A 21,177-nucleotide genomic window follows, 5' to 3' on the forward strand; every position below is an offset into this window, starting at 1 on the left:
ATGAACAAGTTTTCGCGATTTCAGCCGTCGCTGACGTTGCTGGCGCTGTCATTGCTGCTGGCCGGTTGCGCCGTTGGGCCGGATTATCAGCCACCGCAGGCGCATACGCCGGGCGGTTACCATGACTTACCTTCACAACAGGCGTCAAAGCCGCTGGCGGCAGCGACCAATCCGCTGTGGTGGAAAAGCTTTAACGATCCGCAGCTGGACAGCCTGATTGAGCGCGCCATTGCCGGTAACTTAACGCTGCAGCAATCCGTGTTGCGCATTGCCGGCGCACGCGAACAGCTGGCGCAAGCGCGCGGAGGGTTATTCCCCTCGCTTAACGGCTCGGCAAAAGTCACGCGGCAGCAGTTGGGATTAAAAGGCCTGCTGAAGTCGAACGGCGTTTACGATCAGGTGGACAGCGATGTTGCTAATCAACTGAATGGATTAGATCACTCGGTCACCTTGTATCAGGGCAGTTTTGATGCCAGCTGGGAGCTCGATTTATGGGGCAAAGTTCGTCGCCAGATGGAAGCGGCGGACGCACAACAGCAGGCGGCTATCGAGCAGCGTAACGATGCGCTGGTTTCACTGGAAGCCGAAGTCGCGCGTGCCTATCTCCAGTTACGTGGTTCGCAGGCGGTGTTAACGACCTTGCAGCAACAGATTGCGGTGGCGCAGCAAACCTGGGAACTGACGCAAAGCCAGCAGAGGAACGGTTTGGCGCCCACCACGGATGTGGAAAATGCCCGGGCACAGTTAGCCTCGCTTAACGCGCAGCTGCCGCAATACCAGGCGCAGCAGTTACAGGCGATGAACGGCCTGGCAGTGCTGCTGGGCAAAACGCCGGGGGCGCTGGATAACGAGTTAATGTCGGAAAAACCGCTGCCCGCGTTGCCGAAAATGGTGCCGGTCGGTATTCCTTCTACGCTGGCGCGGCGCCGTCCGGATATTCGTCAGGCGGAAGCTACGCTGCATGCACAAACGGCCAATATTGGCGTGTCGGTGGCCGATCTGTTCCCAAGCCTTTCGCTCACCGGGCAGCTCGGTGTGCGCAACACCGATGCCAGCTATCTGGATGACTGGAGCAGCCACTTCTTCAGCGTTGGGCCGTCACTCTCGATTCCCATCTTCCAGGGCGGGCGTTTAGTCTCCAGCGTTAAACTGGCGCGCGCTCAGCAGGCAAATGCGGCGCTGGACTATCGCCAAACGGTGTTAACCGCGCTGCAGGATGTTGAGAATGCGCTGGTGAGCTATCGCGCCGATCAGCAACAGGTCATCGCGCTGGATGAGACCACAGGTGCACTGCAACGCGCCTTCGATCTTGCCAGCGACAGTTATCGCCAGGGCATCTCAACCTTCCTTGATGTGTTAGATGCACAGCGTCAGCTGGCGCAGGCTAAAGCGCAATCGACGCAGGCGCGGATGCAAAGTGCGCTTGATCTGGTGGCGTTATATAAAGCGCTGGGCGGCGGCTGGGAGCCTTATCAAAACGTCGACCTTCCCGACTATTCTGTGTTTGGTCCCGCAACGGAAGTGCATTAATTTTTGTTTGATAGCCGGTTAACCACCGGCTTTTTTTCACCGCAACGAAAAAAAATGAGATTTCTCTCTCATCCTCCGCAATATAATAAACGCCTATATCATGGGGTTTTCCGTTACACCATTAATCCTTTTTTACCTTTATGCTCACTTATGCTGCAGCGCGCAATAGTAGCTAAATGGTTGTTTATAACCTGGGAATATTGGTTTGAAATCGATTCCAGTTCTGCTTAAGCAACAAAAGAGGCGTGTTAATTCATGGTTAATTAAAGCCAACCTCGTCGGCATAACCCTCAACGTAAGTAATATGTAAGCGACTTCAGATTAATCCAGGCTATAAAATTAATTTATTTTTTTATTTGAATTAGGTAATCTTGCCACTACAGTTTATTTAACCCCTTAAGCAAGGACATTGTGATGAGTGATGCATTTAAAGTTCTGAACAACATTCGCACATTACGTGCGCAAGCTCGTGAGCTGCCATTGACCGATCTGGAAGAAATTCTGGAAAAATTAACCGTTGTTGTGACCGAGCGTCGTGACGAAGTTCATGCAGAAGAAGCGCAGAACCGCGAAAAAGAAGAGAAGCTGTCTAAATATCGCGAAATGCTGCTGGCTGATGGCATTGACCCGAACGAATTACTGGGCGCTTTAGAAGTTGGTAAAAAACGCGCTAAGCGTGCACCACGTCCAGCAAAATATTCTTACACCGACGAAAACGGTGAAGTAAAATCATGGACTGGCCAGGGCCGTACTCCAGCAGCGATTAAGAAAGCGCTGGATTCCGGTAAGAGCCTGGATACTTTCCTGATCAAATAATCCGCACAATCCTTGTAAGTGGGAGCCGAAGGCAAATGTCTTCGGCTTTTTTTATTTATTTAATTCACTTTATTCTTCACATTGCAGCTGCGTTAGCTGCCGATGCTCGCCCCTGTTGCTTACTGCTGCAAGCCCCCGGCGACTCATCTACGGTAACGCGAATTATTTTGTGTATCAGCTCAACACGTTCAGTGGATTACGCCCTCTGCTTCAGGCGCAGAGGTAGCGCCCAGGTGCCCGCTTCTGGCATAATGCCCGCTGTTTTTTCCTCCACTGCGTAACAAAGGTCAATGCCGTGTTAGTTTCCAGCAATATCACCATGCAGTTCGGCAGTAAGCCGCTGTTCGAAAATATCTCCGTTAAATTTGGCGGCGGTAATCGTTACGGTTTAATCGGTGCGAACGGCAGCGGTAAATCTACCTTTATGAAAATACTGGGCGGCGACCTGGTGCCGACGGGTGGAAATGTTTCCCTCGATCCGAATGAGCGTATCGGTAAGTTACGCCAGGACCAATTTGCCTTTGAGCAATATAGTGTGCTGGATACCGTTATCATGGGCCACAATGAATTGTGGGCGGTGAAGCAAGAGCGCGATCGTATATATGCCTTGCCAGAAATGAGCGAAGAGGAAGGCTATAAAGTGGCCGACCTGGAAGTCGAATACGGCGAGATGGATGGTTACAGTTCTGAATCACGTGCCGGCGAATTATTACTGGGCGTTGGCATTCCTGTGGAGCAGCATTACGGCCCAATGAGTGAAATTGCGCCAGGCTGGAAATTGCGTGTGCTGTTAGCACAGGCATTATTCGCCAATCCAGATATTTTGTTGCTCGATGAACCGACCAACAACCTGGATATAGATACCATTCGTTGGTTGGAGCAAGTGCTCAACGAACGTAACAGCACCATGATCATCATTTCGCATGACCGCCATTTCCTGAATATGGTTTGTACGCATATGGCCGATCTGGATTACGGTGAGCTGCGCGTTTATCCGGGTAATTATGACGAATATATGACCGCGGCGACCCAATCGCGTGAACGTTTATTATCAGATAACGCGAAGAAGAAAGCGCAAATTGCCGATCTGCAATCGTTTGTGAGTCGCTTCAGCGCCAACGCCTCTAAATCGCGTCAGGCGACTTCGCGTGCCAAGCAGATTGATAAAATTAAACTGGAAGAGGTAAAAGCATCCAGCCGTCAAAACCCGTTTATCCGATTTGATCAGGATAAAAAGCTGTTCCGTAATGCGCTGGAAGTCGAAGCGCTGACCAAAGGTTTTGATAACGGCCCGCTGTTTAATAAACTTAACCTGATGCTAGAAGTCGGCGAAAAATTAGCGATTTTGGGTGCCAACGGTATTGGTAAAACCACGCTGTTAAAAACGCTGGTGGGTGAACTGGCACCCGATAACGGCACGGTGAAATGGTCTGAGAATGCGCGTATTGGTTATTACGCACAGGATCATGCGGAAGATTTTGCCGATGATCTGACGGTGTTCGACTGGATGAGCCAGTGGAAGCAGGAAGGCGATGACGAGCAGGCGGTGCGCAGCATTCTGGGGCGTCTGCTGTTTGGGCATGATGAGATCAACAAGCCCGCTAAGGTGCTGTCAGGTGGTGAGAAGGGCCGCATGCTGTTTGGCAAGCTGATGATGCAGAAGCCGAACATCCTGATTATGGATGAACCGACTAACCACCTTGATATGGAATCGATTGAGTCGCTCAACATGGCGCTTGAGATGTATGAAGGTACGTTGGTCTTCGTCTCGCATGACCGTGAGTTTGTCAGCTCGCTGGCTACGCGCGTAATGGAGATGAAAGGTGATCGTATTGTCGACTTCACCGGCAACTATGAAGATTACCTGCGCAGTCAGGGTATTGTGTAAACCGTAATAGCCAGGTGCGCAGAGATGCGCACCTGGCTATTGAATTATCGCCTCTTAACCCGATAAACGCGTTAACCGATTTGCCCAATATTCACATACTGGGTCTCCAGATACTCCTCCAGCCCAATGTCCGCACCTTCGCGTCCCAGACCCGAGGCTTTCACGCCGCCAAACGGCGCCACTTCGGTGGATATCATGCCTTCATTCACCCCGACCATTCCGCTCTCCAGCTGCGGTGTAACGCGCAGCGCACGCGCCAGATCGCGGGTAAATAGATAAGCGGCCAACCCATAAGGTGTGTTATTCGCGCGCTTAATGACTTCCTCCTCCGTGCTGAAACGGAAACACGCGGCCACCGGACCAAAGGTCTCCTCCTGTGCCAAACGCATATTTTCATTCGCATCGGCTAGCACCGTTGGCTGGTAAAAATTGCCACCCAGCGCATGGCGTTCTCCACCGCAAACCAGACGCGCTCCCTGCTGCAATGCATCCTGCACATGTGCTTCAACCTTCTCGACAGCACGATGATGGATAAGCGGTCCCTGCTGCGCGTTGGGTGTCAGGCCGGGCGCGACCTTCAACGCACTCACCGCATCAGCCAGCCGGGTGACGAAGCGATCGTAGATCCCATCCTGCAGGTAAAAGCGATTCACGCAGATACAGGTTTGGCCGCTGTTGCGGAATTTCGCCGCCATTGCGCTCTCCACTGCAGCATCAAGGTCGGCATCATCAAACACAATAAAGGGCGCGTTGCCACCGAGCTCGAGCGAGAGTTTTTTCACCGAACTCGCCGCATCACGCATCAGTAACTTGCCCACCGCTGTCGAGCCGGTGAACGATATCTTACGCACCACATCGCTATGGGTTAGCGTATGACCAATCTCCACCGTTTCGCCGCTGACTGCATTCAACACGCCCGGCGGCACGCCAGCCTGTTCTGCCAGTACCAGCAGAGCAAATGCCGAAAGCGGCGTTTCGTTGGCCGGTTTTACAACGGCGGTACAGCCAGCAGCCAGTGCTGGACCGAGTTTGCGCGTGAGCATCGCCAGCGGAAAATTCCACGGCGTAATCGCGGCGACAACGCCCACCGGCTGTTTCAGCGTCAGGATCAGGTTGCCCGGTTTGGTGGTGGGAATCGTTTTGCCGTTGGCCCGTTTGCCTTCTTCGGCAAACCACTCAATAAAACTGGCGGCATACAGCACTTCGCCACGCGCTTCTGCCAGCACTTTGCCCTGTTCCTGCACCACTAATTGGGCCAGCGCTTCCTGGTTTTCGACGATCAGCTGATACCAGCGCTGCAAAATAGCGGCGCGTGCTTTGGCCGTCTGCGCCCGCCAGGCGGGCAGGGCGGCGGCGGCGGCCTCAATGGCGCGCGTGGTCTCTGCTGCACCCACGCAGGCGACCTGCGCCACCCGGGTGTCATCGGCGGGGTTGGTCACTTCGTAAGTACGATCGCTCTCCAGCCATTGTCCATTGCAATACCAGCCGCTACGCAGCAGTGATGTTGTCATGCGAAACTCCTTGCAGATCGGGATTGGCAAACAGGGTGCGTGCTGCGCGGCTATGGCGCGCGATGCGTTTTCCTGCGGTGTAATCGTTGATGAGATCGCAAGGCGTATAATTGCGTTCCAGTTCAAAACGCTCCTCGCTATCCAGCGGGGTATGTAATGCCGCAATGGCGCTATCGAGTTGGGCGACGCTATCGGCTCCCACCAGCATCGCATCAACGCCGGGATGAGACAGCACCCACGCTTGCGCAATCTGCGCACTCGACATACCGCGCGCGGCGGCCACGCGAGCCACCGATTCTGCAATCTGCAACGAGGTTTCGTCGGCGTACATTTCGCGAGTGAAGAAGTCGGTTTGATTACGCACGGATTGCACATCGCCGCTGAGTAAGCCGCGCGCCAGCGGGCTGAACACCGACACGCCCAGTCCCTGATCGCGACAGAAGGGCATCATCTCGCGCTCTTCTTCACGGTAGGCGCAGTTAAGCTGTAGCTGCATATTGATTGGCTTGACGAAGCCGTTGCGCTCGCAGCACCACAGAATCTTCGCCAGTTGCCAGCAATACATGGTGGAGACACCCACATAACGCGCTTTACCACTGCGCACGATGCTGTTCATCGCCTCCCAGGTCTCTTCAATCGGGGTATTCACGTCGAAATAATGCAGCATGTAGATGTCGACATAATCGGTGCCGAGGCGGCGCAGGCTGCCGTCGATGCTATCGAGAATGTGCTTACGTGAATGGCCCTGATTATTCTGACCACCGCCCAGCGGATACCCGACTTTGGTCGTCAGCACCAGCTCATCGCGCTGGGCGAGGCGTTTAAGTACGCGGCCTACCACTTCTTCACCCGCACCGCTGGAGTAGAAGTCCGCCAGATCGATAAAGTTGATGCCCTTTTCCAGCGCGTGGCGAATGATAGGCTCGCTTTGCGCTTCGTCGAAAATCCACGGTTTCCAGTTTTTACTGCCCATGTTCATGGTACCGAGGCAGAGGCGTGATACCTGTAAACCGCTGTGGCCCAGTTTGATATATTCCATGGCTGCAACTCCTGTCACTTCGGGGAATAGAATGGATTGCCCAGCTCGGGCAACGCGCGGATCAGCTGCTGACGCCCCGGCAGTTTCTCCATCGCCGCCGCAATCGCCACCGTGCAGGCGCGATAATTATTGGCGAACACTTCATCCAGATCGCTACAGCCGGGATTGACCCAGTTGGCTGTAACGATGCACCACTCATCTTCGGCTTCCGGCGGCAGCGTGCCCTGCAGCTGCGCTTCGGTGACCGCTTTCGCAATTGCCGCTTGCGATGCGCCCCACGTGGCGTTGCCGTGTAAATCACTGTCGATGGCCGCTTTGTTGACATACAGCGTCATGGGTTTCGCGGGGACGTTGGGTTTGATCACCACCATAAACGGACAATGTCCCTGCGATGGTGTGGCCAGACTCGTGGCGAACGCCTGGCCCACCACGCCATTGCGCGGTCCAATCATGATATTGATGTGTGAGGCATTTACGCCGTCGCCTGCGAAGCCTTCACCGATATACATTTCCATCATTGCCTCTCGTTACAGATGTTGCGTTGAAGTTGAAGGGGGGGGATTGAGCGTAGGCTCAGCCGGTGGCGTTTCCTGCGACGCATCGGTGAGCGTCAACCCTTTGGTTTCCGGCGCCCAGGCAATGGACACCAGCGCACCCAGAACCAGAATGGCGGCCAGCAGCGCCATGGTGCCGGCAATGCCATAATTGACGATGGCAAGTGGCAGCAGCAGCGTACCCACGGCCGAGCCGAGTCGACTCATTGACGTGGCGAAGCCTACGCCACGGGAGCGAACATCGGTGGGGAAGCTCTCGGCCGGGAAGACGCCAACCAGATTGCTTACCGCCGACATCACCAGCGTGAAAGCGGCAAACAGCACAATCAGCCAGATGCCTGCGCTGTTATGCAGCAGGCTCAGAAGCAGTAGGCAAGCCGCGAGAAACACAAATGAGCCAATCAGGAAACCGCGGCGAGAACAAAGCGCGGTCAACACAATGCCAAGCACGGCACCAACCAGCAGCAGGCCGCTCAGCAGCAGATCGGTTGCGAAGCCCTGATCCAGTCCCATCTGGCGCAAAATGGCCGGCAGAAAGGTGTAGATGGCGAAATAGGGGATCACCAGGCAAACAAAAAACAGGCAGTTAAATGCGGTGCGGCGGCGATAGCGCGGACGGAACAGGGCGCTCAGGCTGCCATCCTGGGTCTGTTGGCGCTCCTCCTGGAGCGTGACGTTTGGGCCGAAAAGGCGATGCACAATTTTCACTGCTTCGTCTCGACGGCCGCGCCGCAGCAGCCAGCGCGGTGATTCTGGCGTACCAATACGCAGCAGCAAAATGGCAAAGGCGGGCAGCGCCGACGATGCCAGCAGCCAGCGCCAACCTTCTGCGTCGGTTTGCAGCGCCAGATGGCCGACAAAACTTGCCGCCACGTAGCCGACAGTCCACAGCACGCTAAACGCGCCAAGCAGCACGCCGCGATGTTTGCGTGGTGCAAATTCAGCCAGAATGGTGTGGCCCACGGCGAAGTCTCCGCCGAGCCCAAAGCCGATCAGCATGCGTAACAGGAAAAGCTGTTCTGCCGACTCGACGAAAAACTGCATACCGGATGCCAGCGTAATAAGGATAAAGCTAAAGCAGAAGATCTTCTGGCGACCGGCGGTATCGGCGATCCAGCCCAAAATCAGGCTGCCGAGAAACAGGCCTAGCAGCGCTGAACTGCCGATCATGCCTTGCCAGAACGGGGTCAGGGCCATCTGCGGCGTCATTTGCGTCAGCGCGAAGCCAACCGAACCGAGAATGTAGCCATCAGTAAGATGGGCGCCAAACGTCAGCCCGGTGATTTTCAGGTGAAAGCGATTTAAGGGTACATCATCCATCAGAGTCGTTTGCGTCATGTTCCTTCCTCCTTCGGGGAGAGATGGTTGTTATTTTATTGTTATCTGGATGAGAAATTACTGTGACACTTGCTTAAGGGGCAGGCCAGTGCGAAAAAGTCATACCCCTATTCCGCAATTTCCTGTGATTGCACTCATAAAATTGCATGTCGGTTCTCCGTGTTAGTAAGGGCTGTGATTAGATTGGCGCTCTGTTTTGCTGCCATGTCTGCCGGAGGCAGGGATGAGAAAATTACCTTCTCTCAGTATGTTGCGACTGTTTGAAGAGACCTGCCGCACGTTGAGTTTCAGTAAATCTGCCGATGCGTTGTTCATGACGCAAAGTGCCGCCAGCCGGCAGATGCGGCAGCTGGAGACCTTTCTAGGTAAGGATCTGTTCGTGCGCAGCCACAGCGGTTTGCTGCTTACGCCAGAAGCGATCCAGCTGCTGCCGGTGGTACGCCAGTCTTTGGATCTGCTGGAGGAGGGGGTGCGCAACGTACAGCAGCACAATCCGCGTCAGCATCTGCGTCTGCAGGTTGCGCCTACTTTTGCCACCCGCTGGTTGGCCCCGCGCCTGGTTACGCTGCGGCAACAGCATCGCCAGCTGCAAATTATGCTGATCAGTGAGGCGCGCCAGAAATACAGCGATTTCGATTGCGCCATTCGCTTTGGATCGCAGGAGGAAGCGCACGCGGCGGGCACCACCGGTGAGTGGCTGTGCCATGAAACGCTGGTGCTGGTGGGCAGTCCGCTGTTGATGCTGGATGGCCTGTGGCCAGAGATCAGCCTGATGCCGCAGCTGCACGTGCTGAATGGCGACAGCCGTCTGGATAACTGGTCGCGCTGGTATCAGGCGTGCGGTGCAGCCCCGCCGCTGGAAGATAACGGGCTGGCTTTTAGCACGCAGGATCAGGTGATCAATGCCTGTGTGACCGGCGCCGGTTACGCGGTGCTCGATCGTGCGATGGTGCGCAATGAACTTAACAGTGGCGTGCTGGCGCTGGTATCGCCCCATTTGCTCTCCAGCGCCAATGGCTACTGGCTGGAAGTGCCGGGCGGCAAGCAAACGCTGCCGCGCGTCACGGTATTTCGCGACTGGTTGCTGGCGGAGATGCAGCGTTTTACCGCTGCGATGCCAGCGGCCAGTCTTACGCTTTAAACGAAAGGGTGGTGTGCAGTGGAGTTAATTGATTTGTTAAAGAACGCGCCAGTGGTGGCAGCGGTAAAGGATGCTCAGAGCCTGCAACTGGCGCTTGATTCACCCTGTCAGGTGGTCTCGGTGCTCTATGGCAATATTTGCAACATTGGACGCATCGTCGGCCAGATCAAACAGGCCGGGAAAATCGCTTTCGTTCATGTCGATCTGCTGGAAGGCAGCTCGCGTCAGGAAGTGGTCATCCAGTTTTTGAAAATCGTCACCCAGGCGGACGGCATCATCAGCACGAAACCGGCGATGCTCAAAGCAGCGCGTCAGCATGGTTTTTGGGCTATTCACCGCCTATTTGTGCTGGATTCCATCTCGTTCAATAACATCGATAAACAGGTGGCGCAGTCGTCTCCGGATATCGTGGAGATCCTGCCTGGCTGTATGCCTAAAGTGCTGGGCTGGATCACTGAACGCATCAGCCAGCCAATTATTGCGGGCGGTCTGGTGTGTGATGAAGAAGATGCGCGACTGGCGCTGGCGGCCGGGGCGCTGGCGGTGTCTACCACCAACGCCAGCGTTTGGCCGCTGGCGCAGCGGCGCTAAACGTTAGCCAGCGGGCTTAAGCGCTGAAGCAGCGGATCGAGTACCGCGTGCAGCTGCTGATAAACCTGCTGGTTAAGCCGTTGATAATGCGCATGATGGCGAGCATCTGGCGTAAAGGTCTCGCCCGGTTTCACAAGCGCCGCCACGGCATCCTGATAATTCTGCCAAACCCCAACGGCCATACCGGCATTGATGGCGCAGCCAATCGCCGCCGAGCTGCGCATGGCATTGCGCCGTGCCGGGACACCAAAGATGTCAGCAAACAGCTGCATAAACAGATCGCTGTTAGCACCACCACCTGAAATCACCAGTTGCGTTAACGGTCGATCAAGGGCTTGCATCATCGGATCCACATGGTTCTTCATCGTCAGTACAATGCCTTCGAGCAGCGAACGGAACAGATGCGCCCGCGTGTGGCGTCCGTCAAAACCGATGATGGCGCCCTTGCGCCAGGGAGCTTCTGCTGGCGCGGCCCAGTCGTGCAGGGTGATCAAGCCATCACTGCCAGGCGGCACCGTGCTGGCCTCAGCACTGAGCAGGCTTTCGATATCCACGCCCTTATCGCGCGCATCCTGTACCGCAGCGGCACCAAATTGATCGCGGAACCAGCTGACGGTCCACATGCCACGCCGCACGCCCATGCATTCATAAAGAAACCGTCCCGGCAGCGCGGCCTGGAAGGGCCAGAAGCGATCGCTGCTGCGCGGTTCTGCGTCGCCATGTACCATTGCGCCAATGTAGGTGCCGAGTGATATCAGCGCTTCACCGCCTGCCAGCGCCCCGGAACCCAAAGCTTCTACCGCTTTATCATGCGCGGTGGCGATAATCGGTAACCCCGCGGGCAATCCACTGGCCTGCGCGGCGGCCGAGGTGACCTCACCCAGGATTTCGCCCGGCCGCACCACGTCGAACAGCTGAGCGCGCTGCAGGTTACACGCCGCCATTTTACCGGCATCCCAATCCTGGCGGAGATCGTCCATCGGCCACCAGCCAATGTAGTTGGCGCTGGTATCCTGCGTCTGGCCGGTTAAACGGTGCGTAATGTAACCTGAGGTGGTGGTCACCCAGCGCACGCTACCGTATTCATCGGCATGCTGATAAGGCTGATTAAGACGCGCATCCATCCAGTTGATGACCGGCCATGCCAGTTCGCCATCGGCACGCATTAATACGCGACAGCAACGAATGACGCATAATCCGGCGGCCAGCAGCTGATGATCCTGGCCGCCCAGCTGATGAAAGCGAGCCATGGCTGCGCGACACGCCTGCTGCACCGCTGTCCAGAGATCGTCATCCGGATGCTCCGCACGGTTCGGCTGTGGAATTTCCAGCGTGCGAAGCGGCTGCTGCGCGCTGCACATCACGTCGCCATGAGTGTGGAAGATCACCACTTTGGCACTTTGGGTACCGACATCAATTCCCATTAAATAACGCGCTGACATAGTTACACTCCTTTTACTGGCGCGGTGCTGGCGGCGGGGCTTATCCGCTTAATCTGACCCATCAATAATGCGGTAAACAGCAACACCATCAGGCTGGCAATGCCGCCCATCACCCACATATTTCGATAGGCGAGGGCGGGAGGCAATGCGTCCTGCCAGTAGCCAACGATGGGATAGACAAACACATCTGGCAAGAAGCCGATCACCGAGCAGATGCCAATGGTGGTGCCAAGAATCTGTTTTGGCGTATTCACTTCGCCGATGCAGGCAAAATAAAGGCCACGTGAGGCGTAACAGGTAAATCCCATCAGCAGGATTAAACCAATCGCCAGCGCCAGGCTCACGGGTGTCCGCGTGACCATATATAACAGTGCCACCACGACAAGGCAGATCGCGGCGAAAAATTGGATCACTCTCGTAGGTGAACGCCAGCGGCTGTAGCTGGTGACCATGCCGCCAAGCGGGCCGCAGATAGCGCGAAACACTTTGTTGATAATGATGCCCATATAGCTTGCCGCCACCAGAGACATACCATAGATTTCAGAGAGATAGTTGGTGGAGTAGCTGAGAATGGCGTAGATGGTATACACGCCAAAGATGATCATGCTGCAGTACCAGGTGGTCGGCATTTTCAACACCTGCAGCGCGTGCTGCAGGCTAAAGGCCGAAGTTTCTTCCTGCTCATCGGGTACAAAACCATCGCTCACCAGAAACCAGCAGGCGATCCCGAGTGCAATGTAGGTACCGCTATAGATCAGAATGACCGCCTTTAAGCTGTTCGGATCGTCGGGATGAAACTGCGCGAAGACCCATACGGTAAACAGCGCCAGCCCCATGACGCCAACCCCACGCAGCCCCTCCATCCAGCCCATGATCTTGCCTTGCTCATCACGCGTGCCGAGTAACGATGCGGCTTTGATTGAGACCGCCCACAGCAGCAAAATGGTGGTAATGGCGAAGGCAACCTGAATTAACAACATTGCCCACAGCGGCGGATAGGTTGCCATCACAGCACCCAGAAGGCCGGTGGCGATCATCGCACCGGACATGACTTTTCGGTGCGAAAACTTATCGGAAATAATGCCGCCAGGCGCGTACAGCAAAATAGCGGTGATACCAAAGGTGCTCATAATGATACCGATTTCAGTATTCGAAAAGCCCATGAATTTTGCCATCGGAATCTGATAAATGTAGCGTAAATAGGCCAGGTCGAAGCTAATGCCGCCGCTGATGCTAATTACCGCCAACGTTAACCAGCGGGTAATATTTTGAGTTTGCATCTTCGATCCCCAAATTAAAAACAAAAAAAAGAGAAAAGCGTCCTCTCCACTTTCGTGGAAAGTTACTTTTCTCTTCGTCTCAGACAGTAACGGACGGCATTTTTAACACGGCAGCCGAGAAAGGTGTTGTGAAGAAAATCACAAATTAAAAGGAAGTGGATATTTCAGCTTTTTCTTATTTCGCTTAATAAAATCCCAGCATTTTTTATGATTTTTATTCTGCCGGAATTTTGTGATGGCGATCGCTTTAAATTTAGAAAAGCCCATGTTAGCGTAATTAACAGTTACTCGAGATTAGGAGAAAAGTAACTTCTTCGCTTCACCGCGAAGGAGCTTGCTTTTCTCCTTTTTTATTGCCCGTTATTCAGCCAGGAGGTTAATAATGACGACGGAAGCGCTGGAGAGTTTTTCTCTCGACTTCTTTGGGTTGCATGGAAAAAGCGCGATTGTCACCGGTGGCAACAGCGGATTAGGCCAGGCATTTGCCGTGGCGCTGGCCAAAGCCGGCGCCAATGTGTTTATTCCTGACCTCGCCGCTGCGAATCCGGAAACACGCCAACTGATTGAAAATTGTGGTGTGCGTGCCGAATTCATGCAGGCCGATATCACTCAGGCCGGTGAACCGGCGCGCATTGTCGCGGAGTGTCTGGAGCGATTGGGTCAACTGGATATTCTGGTGAACAATGCTGGGATCTGTAAGCTGAATTCCGTGCTGGAATTTGATCGCGCGGATTGGGATCCGATGATCCAGGTAAATCTTACCGCGGCATTTGAAATGAGCCATCAGGCCGCGAAAATAATGGTGCCGCAAAAGCACGGTAAAATTATTAATATTTGTTCCCTCTTTTCCTGGCTGGGTGGGCAAGGATCGCCCGCTTATGCGGCCACTAAACATGCTATTGCCGGCTTAACCAAAGCCTATTGTGATGAGTTGGGACAACACAATATTCAGGTCAACGGGATTGCTCCCGGTTATTACGCCACGCCTATTACGCAGGCGACGCGCAGTAATCCGGTTACTAATCAGCGCGTACTGGATCATATTCCCGCTAATCGCTGGGGAAATACGCAGGATTTAATGGGGGCGATGGTCTATTTAGCCAGTCGTGCATCAGATTATGTCAACGGCCATTTATTGGTGGTCGATGGTGGATATCGGGTTCGTTAATTTATACCCGTGATACTTGAAGATTTAGAGGAATATATTATGACGCTTTCACGTGAAGCCATTGTCGAGCAGTTAAAAGAGATCGCTGGCCCGCAGCAGATTATTACCGATGAGGCAGAGTTACGCCGCAGCAGCCATGACCGTTTTCGTAAATATGCCGATATTCACGGCGTTTATACCATGCCGATTCCTGCGGCGGTGGTGAAGTTGCAAAATACGCAGCAGGTCGCGGATGTGCTGGCGTTTATGAATCGTCACCAGATCAATGGTGTGCCACGCACCGGCGCCTCTGCCACCGAAGGGGGATTAGAAACGGCGGCACCGAATTCTGTGGTGCTGGACGGGTCCAGCATGAATAAGGTCATCAAGATCGACATTGAAAACATGCAGGTTACCGCGCAGTGCGGCGTGACGCTGGAGGTACTGGAGAATCAGCTGCGCGCGCAGGGCTATACCACCGGTCATTCGCCGCAGTCCAAACCGCTGGCGCAGATGGGCGGTTTGGTGGCAACACGCAGCATTGGTCAATTCTCAACGTTATACGGTGCGATTGAGGATATGGTCGTTGGTCTGGAAGCGGTATTCCCCAATGGTGATATCACTCGCATCAAAAATGTGCCACGTCGCGCGGCGGGGCCGGATATCCGTCATGTGATCATTGGTAATGAAGGCGCGCTGTGCTTCATCACCGAGGTCACGGTGAAGATGTTCAAATACCAGCCAGAGAACAACCGCTTCTATGGTTATCTGCTTGATTCAATGAAAACCGGCTTCTCAATCCTGCGCGAAGTGATGGTTGAAGGTTATCGCCCTTCGATTGCGCGTCTGTACGATCCGGAAGATGCCAATCAGCACTTTAGCCACTTCTCGCAGAATAAGTGCGTTCTGATATTTATGGCAGAAGGGACGCGCGGCATCAGTGAAGCGACGGGCAAAGGGATTGAAGCGATAGTGGCGCAACACAAAGCGTGTCAGCCGGTCGAGAGCACGCTGATTCAGAACTGGTTCGAAAATCTCAACTGGGGACCCGACAAAGTGCAGGCCGAGCGCGACGTCATCTTGCGTACCGGGAATATGGGCTTCACCACGGAGGTGTCGGGAGATTGGTCAACCATCAACGCGATTTATGAAAACGTACTAAAACGCATCCGTACTGAATTTCCGCATGCGAAAGATATCACCATGCTCGGTGGACACTCCTCACATAGCTATATCAATGGTACCAATATGTATTTTGTCTATGACTACAACGTGGTGGATTGCCGCCCGGAAGAGGAGATGGCGAAATATCATGTACCGCTGAACGGCATGATTGTGGAAGAGACGCTGAAGCTGGGTGGCTCCATGGTGCATCATCACGGCATTGGTAAACATCGCGTACAGTGGGCGAAAGAGGAGCACGGCAGCGCATGGCCCATTTTGCAGGCGCTGAAAACCGCTTTCGATCCGAATGGAATTATGAATAAAGGCACCATTTTCCCGCAGGAATAAAGATGAGCGAGTCGCTATGAATGGCGTAATGCTCGTCAGTTAAGCGTAAACCGGTCACCATCAATGGTGAGCCTACGTGGATATCGCCGGGTTTTCGTAGGGTGCGCATTCATGCGCACCTGCATAAAAAGGCATTTTTTTGCTTAGGTGAGCGGCATTACGCCATGTCTGGCGACTTATTTACCGCAAACCTCGCAATGCGTATCCTGCGCCACGTTCATGCTGCGAAATTCTGCACTCATTGCGTCGTACATCAGCAACTTCGCGCTCGCGGGGGTGCCAAATCCAGTCAGCACCTTTAAGGTTTCCATCGCCTGCATAGCCCCGACGATACCCACCAGCGGTGCCATTACGCCCGCTTCGACACAGCTCAATACCTGATCGCCGAATAAACGGCTGATGCAGCGATAGCAGGGCTCGCCGGGTTGCCAGGTAAATACGCTCAGCTGACCTTCCATACGAATCGCTGCCCCAGAAATCAGCGGCACCTTGTGCTGAAAACAGAGACGGTTGATCTGCTCGCGCGTAGTAACGTTGTCAGTGCAATCCACCACCGCGTGGTGCCGTGCGATAAGTGCGCTTAGCTGTGCATCATCCAGCTGAGCATCAATCGCTTCCAGCTGGCAATGGGGATTGATGGCCGCCAGCTGCTGCTGCGCGGAGGCTACTTTCGTCACGCCAATTTTTGCATCGCTGTGCAGAATCTGGCGCTGCAGGTTACTCAGGCTGACGGTATCGAAATCGAGCAGCGTGAGATGGCCTACACCCGCCGAGGCCAGATAAGGTGCGGCTGCACAGCCCAGTCCGCCCAGCCCGACGACCAACACGCATGCAGCCTTAAGTATCTCCTGGCCGTCAAAATCGAAGCCGCGCAGCACGATCTGGCGGTTATAGCGCAGCATCTCTTCATCACTCAGCTCCATGTGCACTAGCCCTCCAGCAGACTATTAAAGGCTTCAACCTCCACCCATTCGCCGGCTTCCACATCGCCGCGATCGCGCTCCAGCACCACAAAACAGTTAGCCAATGCAAACGAACTGAATACGTGTGAGCCCTGCGCGCCGGTGCTGCGGACTTCCAGCACGCCGTCATCACCGCGGCTGAGAATCGCACGCTGGAAATCGAGACGACCCGGCGACTTTTTCAAACGCTGCGTGGCGCGCGCGCGTTGGCGCAGCGGCATGATGCGCGTGGTTTGCCCGGTCAGCGTCGCCAGCAGCGGCTGTACCAGCTGATAGAACGTCACTGCCGCAGAGACCGGATTTCCCGGCAGGCCGCAGAACCAGCTGTTTGCCAGCCGTCCAAAGGCAAAGGGTTTGCCCGGCTTGATGGCCAGCTTCCAGAAGGTAATAGCGCCGAGCTCTTCCAACATCGACCGCGTGAAATCGGCTTCGCCGACCGACACGCCGCCGGTGCTGATCACCACATCGGCCTGACGATCGGCTTCAGTAAAGGCATTACGCAGCGCAGCCTGATCGTCGGCAATCACACCCAGGTCGATCACTTCGCAGCCGAGTTTATTGAGCATCAATGCCACGGTAAAACGGTTGGTATCGTATATCTGACCCGCAGCCAGGGGGTGGCCAACGGCCTGCAATTCATCGCCGGTAGAGAAAATGGCGACGCGCAATTTGCGCAGCACATTCACTTCGGCGATGCCGAGAGAGGCCAGCAGCGGCAGTTCAGCGGCGCCGAGGCGTACGCCAGCGTCGAGAACCTGTTTTCCTGCCTGGATATCTTCACCGATGCGACGGATATTCTGGCCCCGCTGCACGGGCGCGGTAATGACAATGCCACCATCGCGCTGCTCAGTTTGCTCCTGCATGACCACGGCATCGCACCCGGCGGGAATGGGCGCGCCGGTCATAATGCGAATCACGCTGCCCGCTGGCCACTCGCCGTTAAAGGGGGCACCGGCGAACGCTTTGCCGGCAACCGGCAGCAGGCGCTCGGGTGCGCTATCCGCCAGACGAACGGCGTAACCGTCCATGGCTGAGTTATCAAAAGAGGGCACATCGAGCGGTGAGTTAATCGGTTTAGCCGTGATGCGCCCGGCGGCTTCAAACAGCGAAACGTTGAGCGAATCGCTAATGGGCGTTAACTGCTGCAGCATCTTTTGCTGCGCGTCTTCGAGGGAGATTAATCCTGCGGTAAAAGGTTCCATGTCCATCTCTGCCTGGTTAATTTCAGATGCGGTCTATTATGGGTAATGCGTGGCCGTTAAGCGAGCGCGCACGTTACTCATTCACCGCACATTCCGCAGCGGCGCGATTTATCGCGCAATAAATTGCGTCGCTACGATGCGTGCGATCTGTGATATCGCTTGTCTTGGTTTGCAACTATGCAGCTAATAAACACATAGCGACCAAAAAAGCATAATCCACAATAAAAGGTTATGACCGTGAAGGCAGTTTCTGCTTTACAAGATGAGGGGGGCTTTCTATAGTCGAAAATTGCCAAAAAAAGATGAAAACCATTCTAAATCAGTGTTTTTGGTTCTGATTCCTTTACAGGGTACCGGTTATGGCCAGAGCAGTTATCGCAATTCACGGCGGCGCGGGCGCGATTACGCGTGCGGCAATGAGCGCCGAAAAAGAGCAGCACTATCGTCAACAACTGAACGCAATCGTTACCGCCGGCCAGCAGATTCTGGCGGCTGGCGGCAGTGCGCTGGATGCGGTGACAGAAGCCGTACGCCTGCTGGAAGAGTGCCCGCTGTTCAACGCGGGTAAAGGGGCGGTCTTCACGCATCAGGGCAGCCACGAACTGGATGCCAGCATCATGGATGGCCGCACGCGGGACGTGGGTGCCGTGGCGGGCGTCAGCCATATCCGCAATCCGATCCTGGCGGCGCGTATGGTGCTGGAAAACAGTCCGCACGTTCTGTTTATTGGTGCTGGCGCAGAAGCGTTCGCCGCAGAACAGGGCTTAACGCCGGTTGAGGCCGATTACTTCTCCACGCCGGAGCGCTGGGAACAGCTGCAGCGCGCGCTGCACAGCCAGCAGATGGTGCTCGATCACGACGGCGAAGCAAGCAGTCACAGCGACGATCCGCTGGATCCGGATCGCAAATTCGGTACGGTTGGCGCAGTCGCGCTCGATCTTCAGGGTAATCTGGCAGCCGCCACTTCCACCGGCGGTATGACCAATAAACAGGCCGGGCGCGTTGGTGACTCACCGCTGGTCGGCGCGGGCTGCTATGCCAGTAACGACAGCGTTGCTGTCTCCTGTACCGGCACCGGTGAAGTGTTTATCCGTACGCTCGCCGCCTATGACGTGGCGGCGCAGATGCACTACGCCGGACGCTCGCTGCAGCAGGCCACCGCCAATGTCATTCACGACAAAGTGCAGGAACTGGACGGCAGCGGCGGGCTGATTGCGGTGGATGCCGCAGGTAATGTCGCGCTGCCGTTTAACAGCGAAGGTATGTATCGCGGATTCGCCTATGTTGATGGCGATGTTGAGGTAGCGATCTACCGCGACAGCTAAGGAGCAGGCATGACGGACCAACAGCTGCAGTTTGCGCCGGAGCAGGTTCTGGCGGTGCGCGATCTTAACGTGCGCTTTGAGCATGAAGGACGCATTACCGAAGCGGTGCGCAACCTGTCGCTCGACCTGCATCGCGGTGAAACGCTGGCGCTGGTGGGTGAATCGGGTTCGGGCAAATCCGTCACCTCACTGGCGCTGATGCGTTTAATTCAGCAGGCCGGTGGCGAGGTGAGCGGTGAAATCCAGCTACGTCGCCGTAATGGCGACGTGCTGGATGTGATGCGCGCTTCCAGCGGTCAGATGCGCAAGGTGCGCGGCGCTGATATGGCGATGATTTTTCAGGAGCCGATGACCTCGCTTAACCCGGTTTTTACCGTGGGCGAGCAGATTGCGGAATCCATCCGTTTGCATCAGGGCAAAAGCCACCAACAGGCGCTGGCGGAAGCGCGGCGCATGCTCGATCTGGTGCGCATTCCCGAAGCGCAAAATGTGTTATCACGCTATCCGCATCAACTCTCGGGCGGCATGCGACAGCGCGTAATGATTGCCATGGCGCTGTCGTGTAAACCGGCGCTGCTGATTGCCGACGAACCCACCACCGCACTCGACGTCACTATTCAGGCGCAAATTCTGCAGTTGATCCGCGTGCTGCAAAAAGAGATGCAGATGGGGGTGATTTTCATCACCCATGATATGGGCGTGGTGGCGGAGATGGCCGATCGCGTGCAGGTGATGTATCGCGGCGATGTAGTAGAGCGCGCGTCGGTGCAGCAGCTGTTTGCCGATCCGCAGCAGCCGTATACCCGCGCATTACTGGCGGCGGTACCAAAGCTCGGCGCCATGCACGGCCAGCCGTTACCGGCAAAATTTCCCTTACTGCATGCTAACGGTCGCGAAGAAATTGCTGCACCGCAGGATACGGTACGCCACGATCGACCGCCGATTTTACAGGTCCGTGATTTGGTTACGCGTTTCGATATTCGCGGCGGGTTGCTCAATCGCGTGAAGCGTCGCGTTCACGCGGTGGAGAAAGTCAGTTTCGATCTTTACGCCGGTGAAACGCTGGCGCTGGTGGGCGAATCCGGCTGTGGTAAATCTACTACCGGACGTTCACTGCTGCGGCTGGTAGCCAGCCAGGGCGGCACGATTACCTTTGATGGCCAGCGCATTGATGCGTTGCAGGGCAATGCGCTGGCGTCGCTGCGCCGTGATATTCAGTTTATCTTTCAGGATCCGTACGCCTCACTCGATCCGCGGTTAACCGTGGGTTTTTCCATTATGGAACCGCTGCTGGTGCATCAAACCATGGATCGCCGTCAGGCGGAGAAGCGCGTCGCCTGGCTATTGGAACGTGTTGGCCTGCTGCCGGAACATGCGCAGCGCTATCCGCACGAGTTTTCCGGCGGGCAGCGGCAGCGCATCTGCATTGCGCGTGCGCTGGCGCTCAATCCCAAAGTGGTGATTGCCGATGAATCGGTGTCGGCGCTGGATGTGTCAATTCAGGCGCAGATCATCAACCTGATGCTCGATTTGCAGCGCGAATTTGGTATCGCCTTCTTATTTATCTCGCACGATATGGCGGTGGTAGAACGTATCAGCCATCGCGTGGCGGTGATGTATCTTGGACAGATTGTGGAGATGGGACCGCGCCAGGCCGTGTTCGAACAGCCGCGTCATCCTTACACCAAAAAACTGATGGCCGCGGTGCCGGTGGCCGATCCGGCCCACCGGCATCGTGAGCGGGCGCTGATGGTGGATGAGATCCCCAGCCCGATTCGCCCGCTGGGTGATGAGCCGGAAGTGGCGCCCTTACTGGAAGTGGCACCGGGCCATTTTGTTGCCCGCCACGCAATTAGCGGCGCCTGAGCAGCAAATAACCGCACATCTTTGGATGTCGCG

Annotated in this window: 17 protein-coding genes; 9 read left to right on the forward strand and 8 right to left on the reverse strand. The window is 55.4% G+C overall.

The annotated features are described in order from the left end of the window. From ACIP6T_RS02480 to ACIP6T_RS02490, 3 genes are all read left to right on the forward strand, one after another. Entirely contained in the window at positions 1-1,530 is a 1,530-nt protein-coding gene (locus ACIP6T_RS02480; RefSeq protein ID WP_400455199.1) for an efflux transporter outer membrane subunit, read from the forward strand. Positions 1,531-1,944: 414 nt separating this feature from the next. Further along, on the forward strand, positions 1,945-2,346 hold the full coding sequence (locus ACIP6T_RS02485) for an H-NS family nucleoid-associated regulatory protein (protein ID WP_097094432.1): 402 nt from the start codon (positions 1,945-1,947) through the stop codon (positions 2,344-2,346). 295 nt (positions 2,347-2,641) lie between these two features. Continuing rightward, positions 2,642-4,234 carry an ABC-F family ATPase gene (locus ACIP6T_RS02490; protein ID WP_345827002.1) on the forward strand — a complete coding sequence of 531 codons (1,593 nt, stop codon included), beginning with the start codon at positions 2,642-2,644 and terminating at the stop codon, positions 4,232-4,234. Positions 4,235-4,305: 71 nt separating this feature from the next. Here the strand turns inward: ACIP6T_RS02490 and ACIP6T_RS02495 are convergent, their stop codons facing one another. Genes ACIP6T_RS02495 through ACIP6T_RS02510 form a run of 4 tightly spaced genes read right to left on the reverse strand, consistent with a single transcriptional unit; the run spans position 4,306 to position 8,676 of the window. Next, complete coding sequence (locus ACIP6T_RS02495; RefSeq protein ID WP_400455202.1) at positions 4,306-5,745, reverse strand: NAD-dependent succinate-semialdehyde dehydrogenase; 1,440 nt, start codon at positions 5,743-5,745, stop codon at positions 4,306-4,308. Then, entirely contained in the window at positions 5,723-6,784 is a 1,062-nt protein-coding gene (locus ACIP6T_RS02500; protein ID WP_400455203.1) for an aldo/keto reductase, read from the reverse strand. The genes ACIP6T_RS02495 and ACIP6T_RS02500 overlap by 23 nt, the downstream gene beginning before the upstream one ends. Positions 6,785-6,798: 14 nt before the next feature. After that, positions 6,799-7,299: a formaldehyde-activating enzyme gene (gene fae / locus ACIP6T_RS02505; protein ID WP_097094428.1), complete on the reverse strand. Its 501-nt coding sequence runs from the start codon at positions 7,297-7,299 to the stop codon at positions 6,799-6,801. Between the two features lie 12 nt (positions 7,300-7,311). Then, positions 7,312-8,676, reverse strand: coding sequence for an MFS transporter (locus tag ACIP6T_RS02510; protein ID WP_400455205.1), 1,365 nt, complete (start codon positions 8,674-8,676; stop codon positions 7,312-7,314). 223 nt (positions 8,677-8,899) lie between these two features. Here ACIP6T_RS02510 and ACIP6T_RS02515 point away from each other — a divergent pair, with 223 nt between their 5' ends. Together ACIP6T_RS02515 and ACIP6T_RS02520 are read left to right on the forward strand one after the other, a co-directional pair. Continuing rightward, positions 8,900-9,817, forward strand: coding sequence for a LysR substrate-binding domain-containing protein (locus ACIP6T_RS02515; protein WP_345827000.1), 918 nt, complete (start codon positions 8,900-8,902; stop codon positions 9,815-9,817). An 18-nt stretch (positions 9,818-9,835) separates the two neighbouring features. Further along, complete coding sequence (locus ACIP6T_RS02520; protein ID WP_345826999.1) at positions 9,836-10,408, forward strand: glycerol-3-phosphate responsive antiterminator; 573 nt, start codon at positions 9,836-9,838, stop codon at positions 10,406-10,408. On the opposite strand, the gene ACIP6T_RS02525 is transcribed toward ACIP6T_RS02520, so the two are convergent. Beyond that, positions 10,405-11,850, reverse strand: a complete 1,446-nt coding sequence (locus tag ACIP6T_RS02525) for an FGGY-family carbohydrate kinase (protein ID WP_400455207.1) — start codon at positions 11,848-11,850, stop codon at positions 10,405-10,407. The genes ACIP6T_RS02520 and ACIP6T_RS02525 overlap by 4 nt on opposite strands. A gap of 2 nt (positions 11,851-11,852) precedes the next feature. Then, complete coding sequence (locus ACIP6T_RS02530; protein ID WP_097094423.1) at positions 11,853-13,130, reverse strand: nitrate/nitrite transporter; 1,278 nt, start codon at positions 13,128-13,130, stop codon at positions 11,853-11,855. Positions 13,131-13,512: 382 nt separating this feature from the next. Here ACIP6T_RS02530 and ACIP6T_RS02535 point away from each other — a divergent pair, with 382 nt between their 5' ends. After that, complete coding sequence (locus ACIP6T_RS02535) at positions 13,513-14,298, forward strand: SDR family oxidoreductase (protein WP_400455209.1); 786 nt, start codon at positions 13,513-13,515, stop codon at positions 14,296-14,298. A gap of 39 nt (positions 14,299-14,337) precedes the next feature. Then, positions 14,338-15,789, forward strand: coding sequence for an FAD-binding oxidoreductase (locus ACIP6T_RS02540; protein WP_097094421.1), 1,452 nt, complete (start codon positions 14,338-14,340; stop codon positions 15,787-15,789). Between the two features lie 176 nt (positions 15,790-15,965). Here the strand turns inward: ACIP6T_RS02540 and moeB are convergent, their stop codons facing one another. Both moeB and moeA read right to left on the reverse strand, forming a co-directional pair. Next, positions 15,966-16,712 carry a molybdopterin-synthase adenylyltransferase MoeB gene (moeB, locus tag ACIP6T_RS02545; protein ID WP_400455211.1) on the reverse strand — a complete coding sequence of 249 codons (747 nt, stop codon included), beginning with the start codon at positions 16,710-16,712 and terminating at the stop codon, positions 15,966-15,968. A 5-nt stretch (positions 16,713-16,717) separates the two neighbouring features. Continuing rightward, positions 16,718-17,953, reverse strand: coding sequence for a molybdopterin molybdotransferase MoeA (moeA, locus tag ACIP6T_RS02550; protein ID WP_345829910.1), 1,236 nt, complete (start codon positions 17,951-17,953; stop codon positions 16,718-16,720). Between the two features lie 359 nt (positions 17,954-18,312). On the opposite strand from moeA, the gene ACIP6T_RS02555 reads away from it, so the two are divergent. Continuing rightward, positions 18,313-19,278, forward strand: a complete 966-nt coding sequence (locus tag ACIP6T_RS02555) for an isoaspartyl peptidase/L-asparaginase family protein (RefSeq protein ID WP_400455213.1) — start codon at positions 18,313-18,315, stop codon at positions 19,276-19,278. 9 nt (positions 19,279-19,287) lie between these two features. Then, positions 19,288-21,144 carry a glutathione ABC transporter ATP-binding protein GsiA gene (gsiA, locus tag ACIP6T_RS02560; RefSeq protein WP_097094417.1) on the forward strand — a complete coding sequence of 619 codons (1,857 nt, stop codon included), beginning with the start codon at positions 19,288-19,290 and terminating at the stop codon, positions 21,142-21,144. The last annotated feature ends 33 nt before the right edge of the window (positions 21,145-21,177 follow it).

Source organism: Pantoea sp. NPDC088449, assembly GCF_044753225.1.
Taxonomy (GTDB): domain Bacteria; phylum Pseudomonadota; class Gammaproteobacteria; order Enterobacterales; family Enterobacteriaceae; genus Pantoea; species Pantoea floridensis.

Bases quoted from the DNA above. Each gene is read 5' to 3' on its own strand.
- ACIP6T_RS02480 (WP_400455199.1), top strand. From the start codon at position 1: ATGAACAAGTTTTCGCGATTTCAGCCGTCGCTGACGTTGCTGGCGCTG.
- ACIP6T_RS02485 (WP_097094432.1), top strand. From the start codon at position 1,945: ATGAGTGATGCATTTAAAGTTCTGAACAACATTCGCACATTACGTGCG.
- ACIP6T_RS02495 (WP_400455202.1), bottom strand. From the start codon at position 5,745: ATGACAACATCACTGCTGCGTAGCGGCTGGTATTGCAATGGACAATGG.
- ACIP6T_RS02500 (WP_400455203.1), bottom strand. From the start codon at position 6,784: ATGGAATATATCAAACTGGGCCACAGCGGTTTACAGGTATCACGCCTC.
- fae (WP_097094428.1), bottom strand. From the start codon at position 7,299: ATGGAAATGTATATCGGTGAAGGCTTCGCAGGCGACGGCGTAAATGCC.
- ACIP6T_RS02510 (WP_400455205.1), bottom strand. From the start codon at position 8,676: ATGACGCAAACGACTCTGATGGATGATGTACCCTTAAATCGCTTTCAC.
- ACIP6T_RS02515 (WP_345827000.1), top strand. From the start codon at position 8,900: ATGAGAAAATTACCTTCTCTCAGTATGTTGCGACTGTTTGAAGAGACC.
- ACIP6T_RS02525 (WP_400455207.1), bottom strand. From the start codon at position 11,850: ATGTCAGCGCGTTATTTAATGGGAATTGATGTCGGTACCCAAAGTGCC.
- ACIP6T_RS02530 (WP_097094423.1), bottom strand. From the start codon at position 13,130: ATGCAAACTCAAAATATTACCCGCTGGTTAACGTTGGCGGTAATTAGC.
- ACIP6T_RS02535 (WP_400455209.1), top strand. From the start codon at position 13,513: ATGACGACGGAAGCGCTGGAGAGTTTTTCTCTCGACTTCTTTGGGTTG.
- ACIP6T_RS02540 (WP_097094421.1), top strand. From the start codon at position 14,338: ATGACGCTTTCACGTGAAGCCATTGTCGAGCAGTTAAAAGAGATCGCT.
- moeB (WP_400455211.1), bottom strand. From the start codon at position 16,712: ATGGAGCTGAGTGATGAAGAGATGCTGCGCTATAACCGCCAGATCGTG.
- moeA (WP_345829910.1), bottom strand. From the start codon at position 17,953: ATGGAACCTTTTACCGCAGGATTAATCTCCCTCGAAGACGCGCAGCAA.
- ACIP6T_RS02555 (WP_400455213.1), top strand. From the start codon at position 18,313: ATGGCCAGAGCAGTTATCGCAATTCACGGCGGCGCGGGCGCGATTACG.
- gsiA (WP_097094417.1), top strand. From the start codon at position 19,288: ATGACGGACCAACAGCTGCAGTTTGCGCCGGAGCAGGTTCTGGCGGTG.